General features: G+C 45.0%; 20 protein-coding genes. 15 read left to right on the top strand and 5 right to left on the bottom strand.

The features are described from left to right. Positions 1-131: 131 nt before the first annotated feature. Together AB4263_RS12370 and AB4263_RS12375 are read left to right on the top strand one after the other, a co-directional pair. On the top strand, positions 132-539 hold the full coding sequence (locus AB4263_RS12370) for a MarR family winged helix-turn-helix transcriptional regulator (RefSeq protein WP_017056675.1): 408 nt from the start codon (positions 132-134) through the stop codon (positions 537-539). Positions 540-628: 89 nt separating this feature from the next. Beyond that, positions 629-1966: an MATE family efflux transporter gene (locus tag AB4263_RS12375; protein ID WP_372098285.1), complete on the top strand. Its 1338-nt coding sequence runs from the start codon at positions 629-631 to the stop codon at positions 1964-1966. Positions 1967-2051: 85 nt separating this feature from the next. Here the strand turns inward: AB4263_RS12375 and AB4263_RS12380 are convergent, their stop codons facing one another. The 3 genes from AB4263_RS12380 to AB4263_RS12390 all read right to left on the bottom strand — a co-directional run bounded on the left by AB4263_RS12380 (position 2052) and on the right by AB4263_RS12390 (position 6182). After that, positions 2052-2930, bottom strand: a complete 879-nt coding sequence (locus AB4263_RS12380) for a U32 family peptidase (RefSeq protein ID WP_372098286.1) — start codon at positions 2928-2930, stop codon at positions 2052-2054. Between the two features lie 18 nt (positions 2931-2948). Next, positions 2949-3962 (bottom strand): peptidase U32 family protein, encoded by a 1014-nt coding sequence (locus AB4263_RS12385; protein ID WP_017068227.1) that lies wholly within the window; start codon positions 3960-3962, stop codon positions 2949-2951. Between the two features lie 180 nt (positions 3963-4142). After that, positions 4143-6182 carry a bifunctional diguanylate cyclase/phosphodiesterase gene (locus AB4263_RS12390; RefSeq protein WP_017059239.1) on the bottom strand — a complete coding sequence of 680 codons (2040 nt, stop codon included), beginning with the start codon at positions 6180-6182 and terminating at the stop codon, positions 4143-4145. A gap of 258 nt (positions 6183-6440) precedes the next feature. Here AB4263_RS12390 and AB4263_RS12395 point away from each other — a divergent pair, with 258 nt between their 5' ends. The 12 genes from AB4263_RS12395 to deoD all read left to right on the top strand — a co-directional run bounded on the left by AB4263_RS12395 (position 6441) and on the right by deoD (position 17722). Beyond that, entirely contained in the window at positions 6441-6968 is a 528-nt protein-coding gene (locus AB4263_RS12395; protein ID WP_372098287.1) for an SCP2 domain-containing protein, read from the top strand. Continuing rightward, the gene (locus AB4263_RS12400; protein WP_017063279.1) at positions 6952-7455 is read left to right on the top strand and encodes a GNAT family N-acetyltransferase; all 504 of its coding nucleotides are present in this window, start codon (positions 6952-6954) and stop codon (positions 7453-7455) included. Before AB4263_RS12395 ends, AB4263_RS12400 begins: the two co-directional genes overlap by 17 nt. Before the next feature lie 198 nt (positions 7456-7653). Further along, positions 7654-8052 (top strand): DNA polymerase III subunit psi, encoded by a 399-nt coding sequence (locus AB4263_RS12405; protein WP_017063280.1) that lies wholly within the window; start codon positions 7654-7656, stop codon positions 8050-8052. Further along, positions 8045-8500 (top strand): ribosomal protein S18-alanine N-acetyltransferase, encoded by a 456-nt coding sequence (gene rimI, locus AB4263_RS12410; protein ID WP_017063281.1) that lies wholly within the window; start codon positions 8045-8047, stop codon positions 8498-8500. Before AB4263_RS12405 ends, rimI begins: the two co-directional genes overlap by 8 nt. 172 nt (positions 8501-8672) lie before the next feature. Beyond that, positions 8673-10253, top strand: a complete 1581-nt coding sequence (gene prfC / locus AB4263_RS12415) for a peptide chain release factor 3 (RefSeq protein ID WP_017059244.1) — start codon at positions 8673-8675, stop codon at positions 10251-10253. 105 nt (positions 10254-10358) lie between these two features. Next, entirely contained in the window at positions 10359-10514 is a 156-nt protein-coding gene (locus AB4263_RS12420; RefSeq protein WP_171732460.1) for a DUF5363 family protein, read from the top strand. Next, positions 10495-11307: a TatD family hydrolase gene (locus AB4263_RS12425; protein WP_229647649.1), complete on the top strand. Its 813-nt coding sequence runs from the start codon at positions 10495-10497 to the stop codon at positions 11305-11307. Before AB4263_RS12420 ends, AB4263_RS12425 begins: the two co-directional genes overlap by 20 nt. A gap of 204 nt (positions 11308-11511) precedes the next feature. Beyond that, complete coding sequence (locus AB4263_RS12430; protein ID WP_017058833.1) at positions 11512-12774, top strand: NupC/NupG family nucleoside CNT transporter; 1263 nt, start codon at positions 11512-11514, stop codon at positions 12772-12774. 522 nt (positions 12775-13296) lie between these two features. Beyond that, positions 13297-14073: a deoxyribose-phosphate aldolase gene (deoC, locus tag AB4263_RS12435; protein WP_048612300.1), complete on the top strand. Its 777-nt coding sequence runs from the start codon at positions 13297-13299 to the stop codon at positions 14071-14073. Between the two features lie 238 nt (positions 14074-14311). Beyond that, on the top strand, positions 14312-15640 hold the full coding sequence (gene deoA, locus AB4263_RS12440) for a thymidine phosphorylase (RefSeq protein ID WP_017063283.1): 1329 nt from the start codon (positions 14312-14314) through the stop codon (positions 15638-15640). A 76-nt stretch (positions 15641-15716) separates the two neighbouring features. Beyond that, a complete protein-coding gene (locus tag AB4263_RS12445) occupies positions 15717-16937 on the top strand; it encodes a phosphopentomutase (RefSeq protein ID WP_372098288.1) in 1221 nt (406 codons plus the stop codon). Positions 16938-17002: 65 nt separating this feature from the next. Further along, a complete protein-coding gene (gene deoD / locus AB4263_RS12450; RefSeq protein WP_017063285.1) occupies positions 17003-17722 on the top strand; it encodes a purine-nucleoside phosphorylase in 720 nt (239 codons plus the stop codon). Positions 17723-17849: 127 nt separating this feature from the next. Here the strand turns inward: deoD and AB4263_RS12455 are convergent, their stop codons facing one another. Continuing rightward, a complete protein-coding gene (locus tag AB4263_RS12455) occupies positions 17850-18461 on the bottom strand; it encodes a YtjB family periplasmic protein (protein WP_076655999.1) in 612 nt (203 codons plus the stop codon). Positions 18462-18570: 109 nt separating this feature from the next. Here AB4263_RS12455 and serB point away from each other — a divergent pair, with 109 nt between their 5' ends. Next, positions 18571-19551, top strand: a complete 981-nt coding sequence (gene serB, locus AB4263_RS12460) for a phosphoserine phosphatase (RefSeq protein WP_017058828.1) — start codon at positions 18571-18573, stop codon at positions 19549-19551. 121 nt (positions 19552-19672) lie between these two features. Here serB and AB4263_RS12465 read toward each other — a convergent pair whose 3' ends face one another. Continuing rightward, the gene (locus tag AB4263_RS12465) at positions 19673-22018 is read right to left on the bottom strand and encodes a PilZ domain-containing protein (RefSeq protein ID WP_017066978.1); all 2346 of its coding nucleotides are present in this window, start codon (positions 22016-22018) and stop codon (positions 19673-19675) included. Positions 22019-22085: the final 67 nt, after the last annotated feature.

Below are 22085 nucleotides of genomic sequence, written 5' to 3' on the forward strand. Positions count from 1 at the left end.
ACTTTACGGGGTCACTTCATTTTTTTATGCTCCTTTTTTATGATCTTCATCTCGTTTTGATTGCTTTTTATTTAAACAACATTAAAATAGTTAGTCTTGCTAACTAAATGCCATTCTTTGATTAGGTGAGTATGCTGAACCAGAATTTAGAAAAGATTGAGCGCTTCGCCTCTAAGATATGGCGCACTCAGGTAAATGAAGATCCTATTTGCCAATTGAGCTTCAATGAATATGACTATTTGAAGGTCATTCAAGCCTCTCCTGAACCGATCCGATTGACAGATCTGGCGATTGAAATGCAAGTAACCAAGCCTTCAGCAACTACTATGGTTCAAAGGTTAGAGAGAAAAGGTCTCGTTGAGCGTAAAGCTTCGCTCGAAGATGCGAGGTCTAAGTTGGTCGTACTGACCAGCAAAGCGGAAGTCGGCTTGGAAGAAGAAAGTAAGATCTATCAGGTCATGGCACAGATACTGGAAAGCCGTTTGTCTGAGCAAGAATCTCAGCAGTTAAACCTATTATTAAATAAAGCTTTAAAGTAAATAATTTAGATATTTAGTTAGCCTTGTTAACTAATTTTTCGAGTCATATCTTGTTGATATGCGACTCACAAATGAAAGTAGAGTAAGAAATGAGTAACTCAATTAGTCGTCAATTTTGGCGATACACAATCCCTACCGTGGCGGCCATGTTGGTTAATGGCCTGTACCAAGTGGTGGATGGCATCTTCATTGGCCGCTATGTGGGGGCTGATGGACTTGCAGGTATCAATGTTGCGTGGCCTGTGATTGGTTCGATTCTTGGTATTGGTATGTTGGTGGGTGTGGGCACAGGTGCGCTTGTCTCGATTCGCCAAGGTGAAAAAGATACTCAAGGCGCTAAGCAGATCTTAGCAACGGGCTTAACCTTGTTGTTAGCGATAACGCCTATTGTCTCTGCATTGCTGTTCTTGTTTGCTGATAACTTCTTGCTTTGGCAGGGCGCTGAAGGGCGAGTGTATGAACTTGGTCTGCAGTACTTACACATTCTGATTGGTGCTAGTGTCTTCACACTAGGTTCGATCGCGATGCCGTTTCTACTGCGTAACGATGACAGCCCTAATTTAGCGACGATATTGATGATCGTTGGTGCTGTGATTAATATCGCACTCGATTACCTGTTTATCGCTCTGTATGGCTGGGAGTTGATGGGTGCAGCATTAGCAACAGCGATTGCCCAGTTTGTAGTAACGGCTCTCGGCTTGGCTTACTTCTTCTCGCGTCGAGCAAACCTACGTTTACGTTGGAATGAGTTGAGATTGAAGCTGGATGTGATTCCACAAATCTTCGCCATTGGTACATCAAGCTTCTTTATGTACGCTTATGGTTCGATGATGGTGGCGTTGCACAATGCGTTGTTCTCTCAATATGGCGACCAGTTGATGATCGGTGCTTACGCGATTTTGGGCTACATCGTGACGGTTTATTATCTCACGGCTGAAGGTATCGCCAACGGCATGCAACCATTGGTGAGCTACAACCATGGTGCGCGTAACCAAGCAAACATCCGCAAGCTACTTAAGATTGCGATGATGAGTTCGGTATTGATTGGTGTGGCGTTCGTGCTGCTTCTCAATGCGTTCCCACGTGAGTTTGTATCAGTATTTAACTCAGACGAACCTCAGTTGGTTGAGTACACCGTGTTGGGTATTCGCCTTCACATGTTTGCACTGGCGCTGGATGGCTTCTTGGTAGTCGCAGCTGCTTACTATCAAGCGGTGAACAAGGGCAGCAAGGCGATGTTTGTGACTATAGGTAATATGCTTATCCAACTACCGTTCTTGTACATTATGCCTAAGTTGTATGGTGTGCCGGGGATCTGGATTGCGTACCCACTGTCTAACATCGCGCTAAGTGTGGTGGTGATGGTGATGCTCTACAAAGATATAAAGAAGCTCGATACCTCACCGATGGAAACCGCGGCGGCATAGGTCGCGTTTCTTAAGTCGAATAAAATAGGTCTAGCGAATGCTAGACCTTTTTTGTATTTGTTACTGGTTAGTCCAATGCGAGGAACTAGATGTTCTTAACGTCTAAACCTGCAAGCTGATGCCAATACCCATTACATTGGCGGCTTTCAATTTTCATCGGTTTTTGACCTTGCTCGTTTGCTCTGAAGTTGTTGATTTCAGAGAAGGTATCGATACCGAGAGGGCTTAAACGAACCACATCAACCAGATCGTGCATGTTCGGTAAATCATTGACTAGGTTGTAGCAGTAGCCTGATTGCGTCTGAATACCGTTAAGGTTGAAGACTGATTGGCCTTCTTGGCTTTCTACTTGCAGCCCTGTTGGGTACTTGATACAGCAGGTTTCGCAATCGTCTTTAGCTTTGTTTTCAGCGCGAGCGGTAAAGCAGCGTGCTGAGTAAGCAAGCGGCAGGTAGCCGTGGCTAAACACTTCAACTTCGAACTTGTTACGAATATTTAGCTCTTCGCACTGTATCATTACGTTGCTTAGCCATTCGCGAGAAAGCTCAACAGGCATACACCAACGCGTCATACCTTGTTTCAAGAACAGGTTCAGGGTGCGTGCGTTGTAGGTGTTTACTGCCGGGCCAACCACGAAAGGTACTTTGCTTTCGCTGGCCAGTTGAATAGCAGACACATCATTGGCTTCGATCGCAAAGTCACCGTTATCGATGTACTTCTTCATGATGTTGACTTCGCTTGGTGCTTCTAGCAATGCCATGGTGGAAAGTACGACTTGCTTACCTGAAGCCGACAGCTCTTTAGCAATGTCCATCCAGTGTTTCGCTTTCATCTCACGACGCTTTGAACACACCGCTTCACCTAGGTAGATGATATCGGCAGAGCTTGATTTCGCTTGCTCATAGAAGCTTTCAACGTCTTGTTTTGGCCAAAAATAAAGTAGAGGGCCTAATGCGTATTTCATTGAGTTCTCCATTTGGCTCTATTGCCATTTACGGTGATAAGCGCCAAGCGTGGTTTGTGTACCTTCCGATACATTCGCCAGTGTCGCATTCCAAGCTTGTTCCACTTGGTATTGTTCTGGGTTCGCTAAGTAGCGATCGATAGCTGCGCGCCACGTGCGAGTGACTTGTTCAACATAAGCCGGGCTGCGTTGGCGACCTTCAATCTTCACTGAGGCAACGTTTGCCGCGAAAAGCTCAGGCAACATGGATAGCGTGTTGAGGCTGGTGGGCTCTTCAAGTGCGTGATAGCGCTTACGTTCACCATCGATCTCGGCTTCAAAGCGGCCTTTACACAGCGTTGGGTAACCTGCGTTCTCACCTGCTTCATACTTATCGATAAGGATTTCGTTCAAGCGAGACTCGAGGCCAGTTTCTGTTTCTTGCCAGCGAACGTATTTTGCGGGAGAACAAGCACCAACGGTATTTGGTGATTCGCCTGTCATGTATGAAGAGAGGTAACAACGGCCTTCTGCCATGATACACAAGCTACCAAAAGCGAATACTTCAAGGTCAACGTCAGAAGTGATATTACGAGAAAGCTGTTTGACCTGATGAATCGACAATACACGCGGCAGTACGACACGCTTAACGTTGAAGTTTTTATGGTAGAAGTCGATAGCTGCTGCATTGGTTGCCGATGCTTGCACTGATAGGTGCAGTTCTAGATCTGGGTACTTATTTGCTGCGTACTCAAGCACCGCGATGTCTGCGATGATCAACGCATCAACACCCAGTGCAGCAGCATTGTCTACGGCATTAGTCCAACGGTCGAAGCCATTTGGGTGAGCAAATGTGTTTAGGGCAACATGAATTTTCTTGTTGTGGTCATGCACATACTGCACAGCACGATCGAGCTTTTTACCCGCAAAGTTTAGGCCTGCAAAGTGTCGGGCATTGGTATCGTCTTTGAATCCGATATAGACAGCATCCGCACCACAATCAATAGCGGTTTTCAAAGCAGGTAAGTTACCCGCTGGGCATAAGAGTTCCATTTGCTCACTACCAGTAGAATTAAGTTGAAGCGAGCATTTTATGAAGAATTGTGAATGACGGAATTGATGTAAGGCAGGTTTAGATGGATAAATCTGCTTTTACTCCGTTTGAGGTACTGACGAGTGGTAGTTTTGTGTGTTGCTTTGGTTTTGAATGAGGTGCGTATTGGAATCGTCTAATCAGTTCTTATGACGGCGGTTTTGAGCAAACAACTCTTCGACATCTTGTTTTGGTTGCGGACGATAGAAGTGGAAGCCTTGAATCGAACTACAGTTGAGGTTAGACAGCAGAGTCGCTTGCTCACTGGTTTCGACACCTTCTGCAACCACGGTCAAATCGAGAGATTTACCTAGGTTGATGATGTTTTCAATTACGGTAATTTGCTTTGGTAGGGTATCGATATCAGAGATGAAAGCACGGTCTATTTTAAGCTCATCAATTGGGAAGCGAGCAAGGTAAGACAGTGAAGAGTAACCTGTACCGAAATCATCAATGGAGAGAGCAAAGCCAAGTTTCTTGATGGCGTTAAGCATTTGGAGTGTGTGTTCACTATCACTCATCACCGCACTTTCCGTTAGCTCGAACGTAATCGCACTTGGATCAAGCTCGGTCGAACGCAGTAGCTTTTCCATGTAATCAATCAGTTTCGGGTTACCAAACTGTTCTGGTGAAAGGTTGATAGCCACTCGACCTGGAAGGATACCTTGCATCTTCCAGCGCTTAACCGTAGCAAATACTTCACGCATTACCACTCGGCCAAGTTGTTCAATAAGCCCTGCTCGTTCCGCCACAGGAATGAACGCGGCCGGACTGATATAACCTTCGACAGGATGCTTCCAACGTACCAGAGCTTCAGCGCCGTTGATGGTGAAATCACGGGCATTCACTTTCGGTTGATACCAAACCTCAAGTCCATTTTGTTGCAGCGCCTTTTGTAGCTCTATCTCAAGCCACAGTCGCATACGCGCTTCTTTGTTCATCTGTTCGTTGAACTTGATCAGACGGTTGCGCCCACGATCTTTGGCTTCATACATTGCTGTGTCTGCATTTTGCAGCAAGATACGAGCATCAGTACCATCTTGAGGAAAACTCACGCTACCAATTGAGCAGGCTAAGCGCTTGCTAAAGTGGTGAAGATCGAAGGGTTGATTGATCAGAGATATGATCTTTTCAGCGAGCATTTCAGGTGTTCGCTGATGTTCAGGTTCTGGCAGGATAATACCAAACTCATCCCCGCCTAAATGTCCAATCACGGCCTTACGAGGCAGTAAGCGTTTAAGACGCGAAGCGACCTCTTTAATCACCTTGTCACCGATGTGATGACCAAGTGAGTCATTGATATTCTTAAAGTTATCAATGTCTAAGTAGAGCATCACCACCGGCGTATCATTGTGAATGAACTGCTCAAGACGCTTAGTAAACCCAACTCGGTTGTAGAGCTTGGTCAGTGCATCGATGTAGGCATCTTCACTGTTTGCCGGTGTGTATTGTTTTGCGGTTTCTTGTGCGTCTTGGATAAGCACCAACTGAGTGTTGCTTCCAAGAACGGTGGTGGAGTCGATGTTGAGCTGAACTTTACGTTCAAAGCCGCATCGCGCACCCGTTAAGCAAACCAAACCAGACTCAGAAATAATAGAGCTGAGGTTATTATTGAAGACTGTTTTGGTTTGTTCATCGATAAATAGGCGTCCCAGCTGTTCGCCAATTAACTCTGTGGTTGAGTTAAAGCCAAGCAGGCGCGCTGCCGCTGGGTTGGATGACAAGATATAGTCACTTTCAACGAGCAGTAATCCGTCAGGGAGTAGTTGAGATAGTTTGTGGAATTTGGCTTCGGATTCTTCTAAAGAACGGACAAGTACTTGGTTTTCTGATGTGTCGAAGGCGTGAAAGACGATGTAGTCGGTTTTGTTGCCATTGGTAAGCGGAGATAGGCTGAAATGAAGGCTGGTATCGAGGTCTGTTTCGTTGAGGGTGACTTCGGCCTCAATCGTTTCGCCACTGAATGCACGCTCATAGTAAGGCTTGAGATGTTGGTAGAACTGTTCGCCCAATGTTTGGCGATCATTCATGCCTGCAAGCTCTGTTTGACTCAAACCAGCAATATCGCAGTAACGCTCATTCACCATAAAATAGTTATGTTGAGCATCAAGTACTGCAAAAAAGAACGGACTATTTGCAGTTAGCTGGGTAAACCAATGTTGTAGTTGTTGGGGAGGCATCAAAGTACTACCAATTCTCCAAGAGCTTGAATATTCACTATCGATAAATATTTATTACTTTTTGTGTGGCTATCGATATTTACCTGTGAGTGCAGCGATCCGCTGTAATTCTCATTACCTGAGTTACTATAACTGTGATTTTCAGGATATTAAAGGTCGAGTATCAAACAGAAGTTAATTTGATACATAACAGTAACTGAGATCTCAACATCATCTATGATGCATTCCATATTATTGACAAAGTTACGGATAAGTCACGTGATAAACAAGATTCGCACTCAACTAGTTCAAAATGCCGCATCAATTTTGCGACCTCCAGTCCAGTTATTGCCTAAAACAGTACAAAAAAGAGCCTTATTGGAGGCGCTTAAGAATGTATTCAAGGAAGCTTTAGAGGACGGTGACTTTGAGTTTTTAGAAGACAAATGGCTGAAAGTCTCAATAAAAGACATGGGGTTAAGTTGGTGTATTAGCTACAAAAATGAGCAACTGGTTGTAGCTGATAAAGAGGTGGTTGAAGATGTAAGCTTTAGCGGCAATCTTAACGATCTTGTGTTGATTGCGGGGCGTAAAGAAGACCCAGATACGCTTTTCTTCCAACGTAGACTGTCTATTGAAGGCGATACCGAGCTCGGTTTAGAAGTTAAAAACTTGATGGATAGCGTAGATTTGGACTTATTGCCGACTCCTATGAAAACTTTGTTAAATCAATTAGCTGATTTTGTGCAGAAGGGAGTACAATCCCCAGATACACAAAGTGAGGTAATGAATGCTTATTCGAACTGAAGCACCGGCAGATATACTTGTCATTGATCGTTTATTGAAATCTGTTTTTGAAACAGATGCAGAAGCTAACTTGGTTATGAGCTTGCGTGAGAATAGCCATTTAACGCTATCGCTGGTGGCTTGTTCTGATGAAGGCGAGGTGGTTGGTCACCTGATGTTTAGCCCTATCACTCTTGATGGCGACGATCATAACTGGCAAGGGCTTGCGCCTCTCGCTGTGAAAGAAGAGTTCCGCAACCAAGGCATTGCCAAATCTCTAGTTGAAGATGCGTTTTCCACTTTGGTTGATTTTGGTTACCCAGCTTGCGTTGTGTTGGGTGACCCTGCTTATTACAGCCGCTTTGGTTTCAAGGCTGCGAGCGAGTTTGGCCTGAGTTGTGTTTGGGATGTGCCTGAAGGTGCTTTCCAAGCGATTGAATTGGTAAACGGTGCGTTTGCTGGACATGCTGGTGAGATTGCTTACAGCCCCGAGTTCAACGACTTATAAGCTGATTTATCACGCAACAAGATACAAACTGATTTAGTCTAAATAAAGGAGCTTGATGCTCCTTTATTTTTTGTTAGTATCAGCCCTGCTCTAATAAGCGCTCTTTCAATAGAGGCAGCTTTCACAAAACTAGTTCTAACAAACTTCTGGTTTCAATAAACTTTGGCTCCAATAAACTTAAGGTTACTACCGCTAGATATGTCACAAACACACGCGCAATACCTACATGAGATGGGCATTAGCCAATGGGAACTAAGTCACCCAGAGCGTTTAGCAGGTTATGAATCTGAATTGACTCCGCTCTCGAGCGATTGCAAGTTACTGTTGGTTTCGCCTGAAAAACCTCAGGAAGATCTCGCCGTGATGTTTGAGCGAGTACTCAAAAGTATCAAGCTCGACTTATCTCAGGCTTTACACCTTCAACCGCAACACTTGTCTACTGTGGATTTAGGTTCGGTTGAGTGGATATGGTTTGCTGGTTGTGAGTCGGCTCAAGAGCTGAAGGCTAAAACACTTCAATCGCCATTACTGTCTGACATTAACGGTAACAACCAACACCGCCGCGACTTATGGCAACAAATTTGTGCTTATGACTAATCAATTTTTACCGACTTCACAACAACACCTAGACGCCATTTGGAAGATAGAGCAGGCCGCGCATTCTCACCCTTGGTCTGAAAATATGATCCGAGATCTTGATAGCCGAGGCGCTTGTCATCATGTCCTTGAAGTTGATGGACAAGTGGTGGGCTATTTCTTCGCGCAAAACATCGTTGGCGAAGTCACATTGCTTAATATCGCGGTAGACCCAAGCCAGCAAGGCAAAGGGTATGGAAAAGCGTTAACGGAACATTTCCTTGATATGTGTGAGCAAGCTGACGCGGAAAGTGCTTGGCTGGAAGTTCGCGAAAGTAATGTGAACGCGTTTAATCTTTACGAAAAGGCAGGCTTCAACGAAGTTGATCGCCGTCGTAATTACTATCCAACTAAACAAGGCAACGAAGATGCCATCATTATGAGCTATCTTTTTATGTCTTTTAGCTAGTCATGTTACGTCTTTTCGCTAACTAGATAGCTAATCACAAAATTAGCCAAAAAATAGGGTGTAAACTGACCCTTTAGAAAGTGATACGCTTTCTGTATAATCCGCACACAGAATTCAAGGGCAAGTATTATCTACTTGCCCTTTTTACGCTTTAGATCAGCAAAGGGCGACTATGTCTTTCCAACAAGAAGTGAGCAAACGTAGAACGTTTGCGATTATCTCTCACCCGGATGCGGGTAAAACCACGATTACTGAAAAAGTTCTTTTATTCGGAAACGCGATTCAAAAAGCGGGTACCGTAAAAGGCCGTGGCTCTAACCAGCACGCTAAATCTGACTGGATGGAGATGGAAAAAGAACGTGGTATCTCGGTAACTACGTCGGTAATGCAATTCCCATACAATGATTGCCTAGTAAACCTACTCGATACTCCAGGACACGAAGATTTCTCGGAAGATACGTACCGTACGCTAACAGCGGTTGATTCTTGTTTGATGGTTATCGATGCTGCTAAAGGTGTCGAAGACCGTACTCGTAAGCTGATGGAAGTAACACGTCTTCGTGATACTCCAATCGTAACGTTTATGAACAAACTTGACCGTGATGTTCGTGACCCGATGGAAGTGCTTGATGAAGTGGAAAGCGAGCTAGGTATGGCCTGTGCTCCAATCTCATGGCCAATCGGTTGTGGTAAAGAGTTTAAAGGTGTTTACCATATTCACCGTGACGAAACGATCTTGTACGAATCTGGCCACGGTCATGAGATTCAAGAAGTTCGCATCATTAAAGGTTTGGACAACCCTGAGCTAGATGAAGCGGTAGGTGCTGATCTTGCGGAAAGCGTACGTGAAGAACTAGAGCTTGTTATTGGTGCTTGTCCGGAGTTTGATCACGAACTGTTCCTTGCTGGTGAGCTAACGCCGGTTTACTTCGGTACTGCATTGGGTAACTTTGGTGTTGACCACATGCTTGATGGTCTAACGAAATGGGCTCCAGCACCTCAAACGCGTCAAGCGAACGAGCGTGATGTTGAAGCGACAGAAGAGAAGTTCTCTGGTTTCGTATTTAAGATCCAAGCAAACATGGACCCTAAACACCGTGACCGTATCGCATTCATGCGTATCGTGTCGGGTACTTACAACCAAGGTATGAAGATGAACCATGTTCGTACTGGTAAGAGTGTAAGTATCTCTGATGCGGTAACCTTCATGGCGGGCGACCGTGCACGTGCTGAAAAAGCATACGCGGGTGATATTATCGGCCTACATAACCACGGTACTATCCAGATTGGTGATACCTTTACTCAAGGTGAGAGCCTTAAGTTCGCTGGTATTCCTAACTTCGCACCTGAGCTATTCCGTCGTATTCGCCTACGCGATCCACTGAAGCAGAAGCAACTTCTAAAAGGATTAGTTCAGCTTTCAGAAGAGGGCGCAGTACAAGTATTCCGTCCTATGCAGAACAACGATCTGATCGTTGGTGCGGTTGGTGTACTTCAGTTCGACGTGGTTGTAGCGCGCTTGAAAGCGGAATACAACGTAGAAGCTATCTACGAAGGTGTTAACGTTGCAACAGCTCGTTGGGTTGAATGTGATGACGCTAAGAAACTAGAAGAATTCAAACGTAAGAACCAATCTAACCTTGCGCTAGATGGCGGTGACAACCTGTCTTACATCGCACCAACTATGGTGAACTTGAACCTAGCTTCTGAACGCTTCCCTGAAGTTCAGTTCAGAGCGACGCGCGAGCACTAATTTCTCCGCGATCTATTCGAGTTAAACAAAAACGTCTATTGTTCTGCAATAGGCGTTTTTTAATGCGTTTTATTTGAGGTTTAAAGGCTGAGGTTAGAGGCAGTTATGTTCGGTTGGATAAAAGCTTGGATTAGGAAATACGATAAGTGGTGTGAAGAGCTTGGGCTAACGCCTGAAAACAAGCGCAGTTGTGTTCCTTATCGTCGAGATCCTCAAGGGCAGCAAGCTGAGAGTGGGAAAGATGACACAGCAAACAAGTGATTTTCCGCTATTTGATACACATTGCCACGCAGACTTTGAGGCGTTTGAGCAAGGTTTTACCCATGAGCTGAGCATTGAGGGATATATCAAAGAGGCAAAACAGGCTCAAGTTGAGAAGTTACTCATCCCTTCTATTGGTCAAAATAACTGGCATAAGCTTGAGAAAATTGCGCAATCTCACCCCAATGTTTACTACGCATTAGGCTTTCATCCTTACTTTTTAGAGCAAGCGGATGAGATGCAATTTGAAGAACTTCACCAACTACTCGCATCAAAAACACGTCAGTGTGTGGCCATTGGTGAGTGTGGGTTGGACTTTTTTGTGGATGTGGAACAGGAGAAACAAGAGCGCTTTTTCATCCAGCAAATGGAACTTGCCAAGGCGTTTGACCTGCCTTTAATCATCCATGAGAGGAAGTCTTACAACCGACTTATCGAGCTAATAAAGCAGCATAAGTTCACCTTAGGTGGTGTGATTCACGGTTTTTCTGGGAGTGAACAGCAAGCTTTGGCGTGGATCAAGCTCGGTTTCTATATTGGCGTCGGTGGAACGATAACTTACCCAAGAGCGCAAAAAACACGCACAACCATCGCAAAATTGCCCCTTGAATGTCTGGTATTGGAAACGGATGCTCCGGACATGCCCATGTATGGAAACCAAGGAAATGTTAATCATTCCAAATATTTAGTTACGATCTTAAATGAACTTTTTTTGCTTAGAAAAGAGCCAAAGCAATCGATTGCAGCGCAAATTTGGCAAAATAGCCATCGCGCATTCGGTATATGTGAATAAAATCGAAGGTTTTTGTTTATCGTTTGCGTAAATCGCACTGAGCTTGTGATTTGGATCACATTTGTGTGTGAATGGTACATGAATCTTCTACGAAAGTGTGAGGACGGCATTACTTTATTAGTGGTCGCATGAGTATAATTGCCTCCGCTTTATAGCCCCATTTTGTAACACGCCAATAAATAACTAATAAGGAAGTCATAAACTATGAGCCTGTTTATGAGCCTAGTCGGAATGGTTGCACTGATCGCAATCGCAGTACTACTATCTGACAACCGCAAAGCTATTAATCTAAGAACAGTGGGTGGCGCTTTCGCTATCCAATTCGCACTTGGTGCATTCGTACTTTACATCCCTTGGGGTCGTGATCTACTTGCAGGTTTCTCTGCTGGTGTAGCAAACGTGATCGACTACGGTAAAGACGGTACTGGTTTCCTATTCGGCAGCCTAGTTAACTTCTCAGTTGACGGTATCGGTTTCATCTTTGCTTTCCAAGTACTACCAACTCTGATTTTCTTCTCTGCACTTATCTCTGTACTTTACTACATTGGTGTTATGCAAATTGTAATCAAAGTTCTTGGTGGTGGTCTTCAGAAAGCTCTAGGTACTTCTCGCGCCGAGTCTATGTCTGCAGCAGCAAACATCTTCGTTGGTCAAACTGAAGCACCTCTAGTTGTTCGTCCATTTGTTCCTAAAATGACTAACTCTGAACTATTCGCAGTAATGTGTGGTGGTTTGGCTTCTGTAGCTGGTGGTGTACTAGCGGGTTACGCATCTATGGGTGTACCTCTAGAGTACCTTGTAGCAGCATCATTCATGGCAGCACCAGGTGGTCTACTATTCGCTAAAATCATCAAGCCTGAAACAGATACGCCAGACGACAACATCGCTGACGAAATGGACGGTGGCGATGACAAACCAGCTAACGTTATCGACGCAGCAGCAGGTGGCGCATCAGTTGGTCTACAACTAGCACTTAACGTTGGTGCAATGCTACTAGCATTCATCGGTCTAATTGCTCTAATCAACGGTATCCTAGGTGGCATCGGTGGTTGGTTCGGTATGGAAAACCTAACTCTAGAACTTCTTCTAGGTTGGATCTTCGCACCGCTAGCATTCATCATTGGTGTTCCATGGGAAGAAGCAACTATCGCTGGTTCTTTCATTGGTCAGAAGACAGTTGTTAACGAATTCGTTGCATACCTAAACTTCGTACCATACGTTGGTGAAAACGCTCAAGTTGTTGCAGCAACTGGTCAAGTGATGTCTGAGAAGACTCAAGCTATCATCGCATTCGCACTATGTGGTTTCGCAAACCTTTCTTCAATTGCGATTCTTCTAGGTGGTCTAGGTGGTATTGCACCAAGCCGTCGCCACGACATCGCACGTATGGGTGTTAAAGCGGTAATTGCTGGTACTCTATCTAACCTGATGGCAGCAACAATTGCTGGCTTCTTCCTGTCTTTCTAATTAGTTAGAAATCGATATATAGACGCCATAATAATATCGCCCCGTAGCAAGAAATTGCTGCGGGGCTTTTTTGTTTTTAGGCCTAGTGATTCTTTGAGATGAGCATAAGCATCAGCTTGAAGTCGATAATGGGTCTAGAATGTTTTTTTGAGATACAAACCGTTTGCGTTCTAAGGAGCACTACAATTTATTGATGGATACCTATAATGTATAAGCTAAAGGGATAGGATGTCTCTGTTGGCAAGAAAGTAACCTCGAAATCAACTCGAACGTTATTCTTCTGGGATTAAGCCAAAATTAGCGATACGCTATAGATGTTAGACACAACATGACTGATTTGTTGTGCCATAGACCAAACTGGTACTGTGCGGTGACAAGGATTGCAATTGGTAGCGAAAGTTATCAAGTCTTCAGGGAACCAAGTCCGTTCATTTGTGGCTACTGAGCATTACTAAAATATCCATCTATACTGGATGGAGGGCGAAGTAGTTAACTATTTGAATATATTGATCGGAGATAGAAATGAGCGATTTAAAAGCAGCAGCTCTACGTGCACTTAAACTTATGGACCTAACTACGCTAAATGACGATGACACTACAGAAAAAGTAGTGGCGCTTTGTCATGACGCGAAGACTGCAGTAGGCAACACCGCTGCAATCTGTATTTACCCTCGCTTTATCCCAGCAGCTAAGAAAGCGTTGCGTGAGCAAGGTACTCCAGAAGTACGCATTGCGACTGTAACTAACTTCCCTCATGGTAATGACGACATCGAAATTGCTGTTGCAGAAACAAAAGCAGCGGTAGCGTACGGCGCAGACGAAGTTGACGTAGTATTCCCATACCGTGCTCTTATTGCTGGCAACGAAGAAGTTGGCTTTGAGCTAGTTAAACAGTGTAAAGCAGCTTGTGGTGACATCACGCTTAAAGTGATCATCGAAACAGGTGAACTGAAAGAAGAAGCACTAATCAAGAAAGCTTCTCAAATCTGTATCGAAGCAGGTGCAGACTTCATCAAAACTTCAACAGGTAAAGTACCAGTAAACGCGACTCCAGAGTACGCGCGCATGATGCTTGAAGTTATTCGTGACATGGGCGTTGCTAAAACAGTTGGTTTCAAACCAGCTGGTGGCGTACGTACTGCTGAAGATGCAGCACTATACCTAGCAATGGCTGATGAGCTACTAGGCGCTGAGTGGGCAGACAACATGCACTACCGTTTTGGTGCTTCAAGCCTACTAACTAACCTTCTTAATACATTAGAAGTGACAGACGAAACTGCTGATCCAGCAGCATACTAATTTACCCGTCATATTTGACGTAGCAGCGTTGTTGCCTGCGCAAGTTCACCGGTTCGCCGGCCGTCCTAATCACATAGAGCTTCTATGCTCATAGGAATGAACTCACTGGTCGCCTAACTGCAACGCCAAATATTTAGAGTATTGAACATAATAAGTCTGTTTGATGGAGTGGCGTCAAGCCACTCCATATTACCTCTTTTCCCTACAAACCATACTCACTAGAGTTTGGGAGGCACTAATGTATCTACCTCAAGAAATTATTCGCAGAAAACGTGACGGTGAAGTCCTAACAGCTGAAGAAATTAACTTCTTCATTCAAGGTGTGGCTAAGAACACGGTTTCTGAAGGCCAAATTGCCGCATTCGCAATGGCTATCTTTTTTAATGAAATGACGATGCCAGAACGTATCGCACTAACGTGTGCAATGCGTGATTCAGGCATGGTGATTGACTGGAGCCACATGAACTTTGATGGCCCAATCGTTGATAAACACTCTACTGGTGGTGTTGGCGACGTTACTTCTCTGATGCTTGGCCCAATGGTGGCAGCATGTGGCGGTTTCGTTCCAATGATCTCTGGTCGTGGTTTAGGCCACACTGGCGGTACGCTAGACAAGCTGGAATCTATTCCGGGTTACAACATTACACCAACCAACGATGTGTTCGGTGAAGTAACGAAAGATGCTGGCGTGGCTATCATCGGTCAAACAGGCGATCTAGCTCCTGCTGACAAGCGTGTTTACGCAACTCGTGATATCACAGCAACAGTCGATAACATCTCGCTGATCACGGCTTCAATCCTATCTAAGAAACTGGCTGCGGGCCTTGATTCTCTAGTGATGGATGTAAAAGTAGGTTCAGGCGCATTCATGCCGACTTACGAAGCATCTGAAGAGCTAGCGAAATCTATCGTTGCAGTAGCAAACGGTGCGGGTACTAAAACAACAGCAATCCTAACGGACATGAACCAAGTGCTGGCTTCTTCAGCGGGTAACGCAGTAGAAGTTCGTGAAGCGGTTCAGTTCCTAACGGGTGAATACCGTAACCCACGCTTGTTAGAGATCACGCTAGCATCGTGTGCTGAAATGTTGGTGCTGGGCAACCTTGCAAAAGATTCAGATGAAGCGCGCGAAAAACTGATGGCAGTACTGGATAACGGTAAAGCAGCAGAGTGCTTCGGTAAAATGGTAGCGGGCCTTGGTGGTCCAGTTGATTTCGTAATGAACTACGATAACTACCTAGAAAAAGCAGACATTATTAAGCCAGTGTACGCGTTAGAAAGCGGTGTGGTATCAGCAATGGATACTCGTGCAATTGGTATGGCTGTGGTTGGTATGGGCGGCGGTCGTCGTGTAGCAACTGACAGCATTGATTACGCAGTCGGTTTTGATCACTTCATTCGCCTAGGTGAAGTAGCAAGTGAAGATAAGCCATTAGCAATGATTCATGCTCGTAACGAACAACAGTGGCAAGAAGCTGCAACAGCATTACAAAATGCAATCACTGTGGGCGGAGAATATACAGCAACGCCAGACGTTTACCGTCAGATTCGTTCTGAAGACGTGTAAATAACAGGTATCGGTATACCTCGCGTATACCGATAAACAGAGTTCTGGTGCAAAGAGCAATAAGTTGGTGAAGAAAATGAAAAGAGCATTTATTTTAGTTTTAGATTCATTCGGTATCGGTGAAACAGCGGATGCAGACAAATTTGGCGATGTAGGTTCTGACACTATGGGCCACATCGCAGATCATTGTGACCAAGGTCTTGCAGACAATGCAGATCGTAAAGGTTCACTGGCACTGCCAAACCTGTCTAAGCTAGGTCTAGCGATGGCTCACAAAGAGTCTACGGGTCGTTTTGCTCCTGGTATGGATGCAGACGCTGAGATCATTGGCGCTTACGGTCACGCTGCTGAGCTGTCTTCTGGTAAAGACACGCCATCAGGTCACTGGGAAATCGCAGGTGTTCCTGTACTGTTTGACTGGGGCTACTTCACCGACAAAGAGAACAGCTTCCCAAAAGAACTGACTGACCGCATCCTTGAGCGTGCAGGCCTGTCTGGTTTCTTGGGTAACTGCCACTCATCTGGTACGGAAATCCTAGATAACCTAGGTGAAGAGCACATGAAGACTGGTCTGCCAATCTTCTATACTTCCGCAGACTCTGTTTTCCAGATCGCTTGTCACGAAGAGACATTCGGCCTGCAAAACCTATTAGATCTTTGTCAGATTGCTCGTGAAGAGCTAGAAGATTACAACATTGGTCGTGTTATCGCTCGTCCGTTCATTGGCCCAGGTAAAGGTCAATTCGAACGTACTGGTAACCGTCGTGACCTTTCTGTTGAGCCACCAGCGGCGACGGTACTTCAGAAGTTGGTTGATGAGAAGGGCGGTAACGTTCACTCAATCGGTAAGATCTCTGATATCTACGCGGGTTGTGGCATCACTCAGAAAACCAAAGCAACAGGTATCCCTGCGCTATTTGAAGCAACCAAAGAAGCGATCAATGAAGCAGGCGACAACACTATCGTGTTCACTAACTTCGTTGATTTCGACTCAGCTTACGGCCACCGCCGTGATGTTGCTGGTTATGCAGCGGCACTTGAGTACTTCGATGGTCGCATCAATGAAATCATCGATATGATGAAAGAAGATGATGTGCTTATCCTAACGGCTGACCACGGTTGTGATCCGACATGGCCAGGTACAGACCATACTCGTGAGCACATCCCTGTGATTGTTTACGGTCAGAAGGTTCCAGCCGGTTCTTTAGGCCGTCGCGATACATTTGCTGATATCGGTCAAAGCTTAGCGTCATACTTTGGTACATCGCCAATGGGACACGGTACAAGCTTTCTATAATAGTTAACGAAGAGAGAGGGAAACTTCTCTCTTCTTTTTTTGTTTTGAGATTAAGGATATTTTCAATGGCTACTCCACATATTAATGCTGAAATGGGTGATTTCGCTGACGTAGTTTTAATGCCAGGCGATCCGCTACGTGCTAAATACATCGCTGAAACCTTCTTAGAAGAAGTGGTTCAAGTGTGCGACGTTCGCAACATGTTTGGTTACACCGGTACTTACAAAGGTCGTAAGGTTTCGGTAATGGGACACGGTATGGGCATTCCATCTTGTTCTATTTACGCGACTGAGCTTATCAAAGACTTTGGTGTGAAGAAGATCATTCGTGTGGGCAGTTGTGGTGCAGTGAGCGAAGATATCAAAGTGCGTGATGTGGTGATCGGCATGGGCGCATGTACTGACTCTAAAGTGAACCGTATTCGCTTTAAAGATCATGACTTTGCGGCGATTGCGGATTACAAAATGGTGCGCGCGGCAGAAGATGCAGCCAAAGCTCTCGGTGTCGGCGTAAAAGTCGGTAACCTGTTCTCGGCTGAGCTGTTCTACACGCCAGATCCAGAGATGTTCGAAGTAATGGACAAATACGGCATTGTTGGCGTAGAGATGGAAGCGGCTGGCATCTATGGTGTATGTGCTGAATACGGCGCAAAAGCTCTAACGATCTGTACTGTTTCTGACCACATCAAGACTGGTGAGCAAACGACATCAGATGAACGTCAAACGACTTTCAACGACATGATGGTTATCGCACTAGACTCAGTGTTGCTTGGTGACCAAGAATAATCTTGATTTGTCTTAGCTTGATAAGTTAACAGATAACAAAAAGCCCCGTTGCTGCCTGAGCGTCGGGGCTTTTTATTGGATTGCTGTACTTATTCTGAGTCTAGTATTTATTGTCAGCCTAGTGTGTTTATGAGCTTACATTTTTCAATAGTAAGTTCTCACCAGACTTAGTTGGTCTTCTGCGAATCAGCATGATGAACAACACGCCACTCACAAACCCCATCAACACCATACCGATCATGTAGCGATCACTTTTGCGGTAGTGGTGATCAGAAATCGCCGTCATCTTACCGGTTTCAAAAGTCACTCGAATAAAGCCGATGATCGTTTTCTCTGGAGAATAAATAGGTTCAACTAACTGTTGTCTGCCGATACTTGCTGTTGAAAGTGGTGTATCTAAGCCAAGAACCTCACGTACCGAGAGGGCTTTTTCGCTCGAAGCCAGTCGAATACCCTCTGCATCATAGATGGTGGTATCGAACACCAGTCGGTCTTGAGATAGCTGGTTAGTCAGATCAAGCAATCGCTCTTGGTCTTGTTGCGTGATCATCTTGCTGGCTGAAAGTGATGCCTGAGAGATAAGCAGCTTGGTAAGAGTTTCCAACTGTTTTGCTTGGATCTTCTCGTTACCTTTACTGATCACGACCGTATTTTTAATCGTTACAACGAACATGGTAGCCAACAAAATGAGGGCTAGCATTCGTAAAGCGTTACGTATTGAGAACAATGATTCATTCATGTTTCACGAAGCCTGAAATAAACAAATGTTATGATTAAGACATATTGAGACTTGCGTTTTCAAATTGCAATAGGTTAACGTTTAGCATAGTTAATTAGGAATCATACACATGGACGCTCAGAAATATCTGCCGATAAAAAGGCATACGACATTATTAACTCGACTCCCCGAGACTCGTTTCGCTTCTCAACTCGCTAAATCCAAGGCCAATTGGATTGTGTTTGGTGAGTACCTATCTCCACAATCTTTCGATGACATCGACTTTTTCACTGGCACTTACAACACCATCCTCGATACGTGGAAGGTTGGGCATTATGAAGTGGCTTTGATGTCAGGCAATCTAACGCCAGCACACGAAGAAATCCTCCAAGCGCTAAAGCTTGATTATGCTTGCCTTAGCGAGGTCCCAGACTTATCTAAGCCAGGTTTGATCGTGATGGATATGGATTCCACAGCGATTCAAATTGAATGCATCGATGAGATTGCCAAGCTAGCTGGAGTGGGAGAGTTAGTCTCTGAAATCACAGAACGAGCAATGCAAGGCGAGCTCGACTTTGAACAGAGCCTACGCCAGCGAGTAGGAGCACTGAAAGGTGCGGATGAATCGATATTAGAGCAAGTGCGTCAGTCATTGCCATTCATGCCAGACTTGGTCGGGCTGGTGAATACTCTAAATAAGCTTGGCTGGAAAACGGCGATTGCATCAGGCGGTTTTACTTACTTCTCTGACTACCTGAAAGATACCCTTGATCTAGACCATGCTCAATCAAACACGCTTGAGATCGTCAACGGTAAGTTGACGGGTGAAGTCTTAGGCGATGTTGTTTCGGCGCAGACCAAAGCGGATATCTTGGTAGAGTTGGCTGAAGAGTACGAATTGGAACTACATAATACCGTTGCCGTTGGTGATGGTGCCAATGACTTGGTGATGATGGGCTCTGCAGGTTTAGGCATTGCCTACCACGCAAAACCAAAAGTAGAGCAGCAAGCTCAAACTGCTGTTCGTTACGCAGGTTTAGGCGGTGTGCTGTGTATCTTGTCGGGTGTATTGGCTAAGCAACAGAAGATCAGCTGGCAAGCGAAACCTTAGGGGCTCTACCTAAGTGCTATTGGCTATGTATCTTATTTAGCAATAGTGGCTCAGACACAAAAAAGCAGGCTATCAGCCTGCTTTTTCAATTTTCATGCTTAAGTTAATACGCCACTCGAGGCTAGCGTGTTAGCTCCAATCGAATCAGCACTTCATCGGTAATGTCCTCTATCTCGCCATAACCGATAAACGCCGTCACCTCATTCTCTAGCTTCTTAGCTTGATGCATACTGATGCGTGAAAGCTCTTCTAAATCCGACTGGAATAAACTCGTTAGCGGATTAAAGATAGGTGCCGTGGTGACTCGCAATACATACACATCACCTAAGTGCTGCGCTTTCTTGATGAATAAGATGCGTTCCTTTGCTGAGGCGAAGTCTTTGACCAACTTGGTGTGTACCGACTGGATTTTGTCGCCAAACTTCACTGCAGCAATGTACACGTCATGATGCTTAGGCTCCGCACCTTCAATTCTTTTTAGTGGCTCAGCCAACAGTGAGTTGGTGTGACCCTTGAAGATTGGCTCGAGTGAGAACTTTTGGTTGTGACCAAGTTTAGCAAGTAACGTTAGATGCTTATTCAGTGGGAAATTCACACCAATGATCTTACAGCGCAGCGTTGAACTTGGCTTATCAATGAATATTGGGTTACTGACCATCTTGCTCAACAAAATGTTGTGCAGTGATTCGAGTAGCGAATGTGTTGGCAGTATCTCTTGCTTCTTAATCAGCTTACTTTGGTTTTGATCGATAAGCCCATTAAGGAAAGCGATGGTACGCATTGTCTTGGCGTTCTCGGCAATAACCAACTGCACGTTGCGACCATTCGGACTCACTCGAATTACGTGGTAAGGCACTGTGCTCAGTGGCAGGTTCTTGTCATAGAGCTGCAGTTCATTGAAGTTCACTAATACCGGATCATTAATCTTGAGTACCATTGGGTGTTCAAGGCTAATGCTCAGTCCACGCTTCGAAATATCTAAGGTGTGTCCGTTCGCCGCTGCGCCATCTTGTGATGTAAGTTGCAACGGTGACTTAAATTGGTATCTCGGCTCTTTACGACGAGTCTGAGAGTCAAAGTAGATGCTTTGAATATTGCCGACGACAGTACGCGGGTGACGGAAGCGGTTCAATTCACTGCTTGGAATGCGTGGCTTTTCACTCAGAAGATAGTCCGCCGCACTTTCGTGATCGCCAATCTCTTGCAAGATTCCGCAATGCGTCAGTTGAGCTGAGCTTTGAGCCAGCGTATCCGAGTGTTTAGCTAATGCTTGTCGCTCAGTGTCTGAAAGTTCGAAAACCGAGAACTTGAACGCCTTCCAACTTTTACGTTTGCCACCGATGTGCCAGAACAGCTGTCTTTGTTCACGAGAGGCTTCAGGCAGCATCATTGAATAGAACAAGGTCTTGTTTTGGTGTTCATGGGTAAAAGAGTAGATAACGTTACTGGTTCCCTTCACTCCTGGTTTCGCCAACAGGTTCATACGTTGCTCGTTGAACAGGGTACCCAGCGCTTGTTGATTTCGTTCGTCGTGCCAATATTGCCATAATGGATGGTTGTTATCCGTCAGTAGGGCAAGCTTTAGTTCGCTGCCGCTGAAAAACAGGGGTAGGTTACAAGTATGCTTTAGATAGGTATGTTCGATTCCTCGAGTACGAGTTCGAATAATCCTATCTTGATTCTCATGGCTGGTTTTCTTACTGGTGCTATTTAAAGACTCATCGAGTAAGCGAGCCACAATATTGTTGTCGCTTACCTTGATGGTTCTTAGAAATTTGACCGCGTTGTTCTCATAAGATTCGTCGATACCCAAAACACGAAATTCAACCGCTTGGTTAACATCGTTTTCTTGGGACTTTTCGATAAGCTCTGAGAACTTAACGCTGATGATCTCGCCGAGGTTGTATCGAAAGGCGCTCGGTACTTTGAACTTTGCACCCGACGGGGAGATATCAACCGTTACACCATGTAGGCTTTGCCCTTTCGATGTGGTGATCTCGACCTGCGAGCTAATCTTGAGTCTGTTCTCTTGGCGTTTTAAGTCGTAACCTAGGTTAATAGCTTCCGCTTCGTACGGGCTATTGGCGCTAGTAATGTCGTGGTTACCTTGAGAAGATGTTTTAACAACGCTCAGAGGCTGAGTTCGCGGAGTCATTACTAACTCCCATGCGCCTTCTGTGTAACCTTTAAACTTTTTCGTACCACGTTGATATGCGTTTAAAGCGATATCATCGAGCCAGTGCTTACGGCCATCGAGAGTGAACTGACGACACTCATTATCAATACGCCCGCGTAAATCAATGCTCTTTGTACACGGAGCCATGATACGATTCAGTTCCATTTTAACGAGCAGCTTCAGAGACGGCGATTCCCCTTCTGTCATTTGAGAAAGAAGGAATTCGAAATCTTCGGCGTGGTAAGCCGGGATTAAACGTTCTGCTACAGATAGAATTTCAGATTGCTGCATATTTTTCTTGTTAGAATGGACGGTGCATTGATGTTATCGGCTAGTTTCAATCGATCTTTAAGTATAA

The organism is Vibrio sp. 10N.261.55.C5, assembly GCF_041470505.1.
GTDB classification, from domain to species: Bacteria; Pseudomonadota; Gammaproteobacteria; order Enterobacterales; family Vibrionaceae; genus Vibrio; species Vibrio crassostreae_C.

What these genes read in the sequence shown, in the direction of transcription:
- AB4263_RS12370 (WP_017056675.1), top strand. Translation starts at nt 132, where the DNA reads ATGCTGAACCAGAATTTAGAAAAGATTGAGCGCTTCGCCTCTAAGATA.
- AB4263_RS12375 (WP_372098285.1), top strand. Translation starts at nt 629, where the DNA reads ATGAGTAACTCAATTAGTCGTCAATTTTGGCGATACACAATCCCTACC.
- AB4263_RS12380 (WP_372098286.1), bottom strand. Translation starts at nt 2,930, where the DNA reads ATGAAATACGCATTAGGCCCTCTACTTTATTTTTGGCCAAAACAAGAC.
- AB4263_RS12385 (WP_017068227.1), bottom strand. Translation starts at nt 3,962, where the DNA reads ATGGAACTCTTATGCCCAGCGGGTAACTTACCTGCTTTGAAAACCGCT.
- AB4263_RS12390 (WP_017059239.1), bottom strand. Translation starts at nt 6,182, where the DNA reads ATGCCTCCCCAACAACTACAACATTGGTTTACCCAGCTAACTGCAAAT.
- AB4263_RS12400 (WP_017063279.1), top strand. Translation starts at nt 6,952, where the DNA reads ATGCTTATTCGAACTGAAGCACCGGCAGATATACTTGTCATTGATCGT.
- AB4263_RS12405 (WP_017063280.1), top strand. Translation starts at nt 7,654, where the DNA reads ATGTCACAAACACACGCGCAATACCTACATGAGATGGGCATTAGCCAA.
- rimI (WP_017063281.1), top strand. Translation starts at nt 8,045, where the DNA reads ATGACTAATCAATTTTTACCGACTTCACAACAACACCTAGACGCCATT.
- prfC (WP_017059244.1), top strand. Translation starts at nt 8,673, where the DNA reads ATGTCTTTCCAACAAGAAGTGAGCAAACGTAGAACGTTTGCGATTATC.
- AB4263_RS12420 (WP_171732460.1), top strand. Translation starts at nt 10,359, where the DNA reads ATGTTCGGTTGGATAAAAGCTTGGATTAGGAAATACGATAAGTGGTGT.
- AB4263_RS12425 (WP_229647649.1), top strand. Translation starts at nt 10,495, where the DNA reads ATGACACAGCAAACAAGTGATTTTCCGCTATTTGATACACATTGCCAC.
- AB4263_RS12430 (WP_017058833.1), top strand. Translation starts at nt 11,512, where the DNA reads ATGAGCCTGTTTATGAGCCTAGTCGGAATGGTTGCACTGATCGCAATC.
- deoC (WP_048612300.1), top strand. Translation starts at nt 13,297, where the DNA reads ATGAGCGATTTAAAAGCAGCAGCTCTACGTGCACTTAAACTTATGGAC.
- deoA (WP_017063283.1), top strand. Translation starts at nt 14,312, where the DNA reads ATGTATCTACCTCAAGAAATTATTCGCAGAAAACGTGACGGTGAAGTC.
- AB4263_RS12445 (WP_372098288.1), top strand. Translation starts at nt 15,717, where the DNA reads ATGAAAAGAGCATTTATTTTAGTTTTAGATTCATTCGGTATCGGTGAA.
- deoD (WP_017063285.1), top strand. Translation starts at nt 17,003, where the DNA reads ATGGCTACTCCACATATTAATGCTGAAATGGGTGATTTCGCTGACGTA.
- AB4263_RS12455 (WP_076655999.1), bottom strand. Translation starts at nt 18,461, where the DNA reads ATGAATGAATCATTGTTCTCAATACGTAACGCTTTACGAATGCTAGCC.
- serB (WP_017058828.1), top strand. Translation starts at nt 18,571, where the DNA reads ATGGACGCTCAGAAATATCTGCCGATAAAAAGGCATACGACATTATTA.
- AB4263_RS12465 (WP_017066978.1), bottom strand. Translation starts at nt 22,018, where the DNA reads ATGCAGCAATCTGAAATTCTATCTGTAGCAGAACGTTTAATCCCGGCT.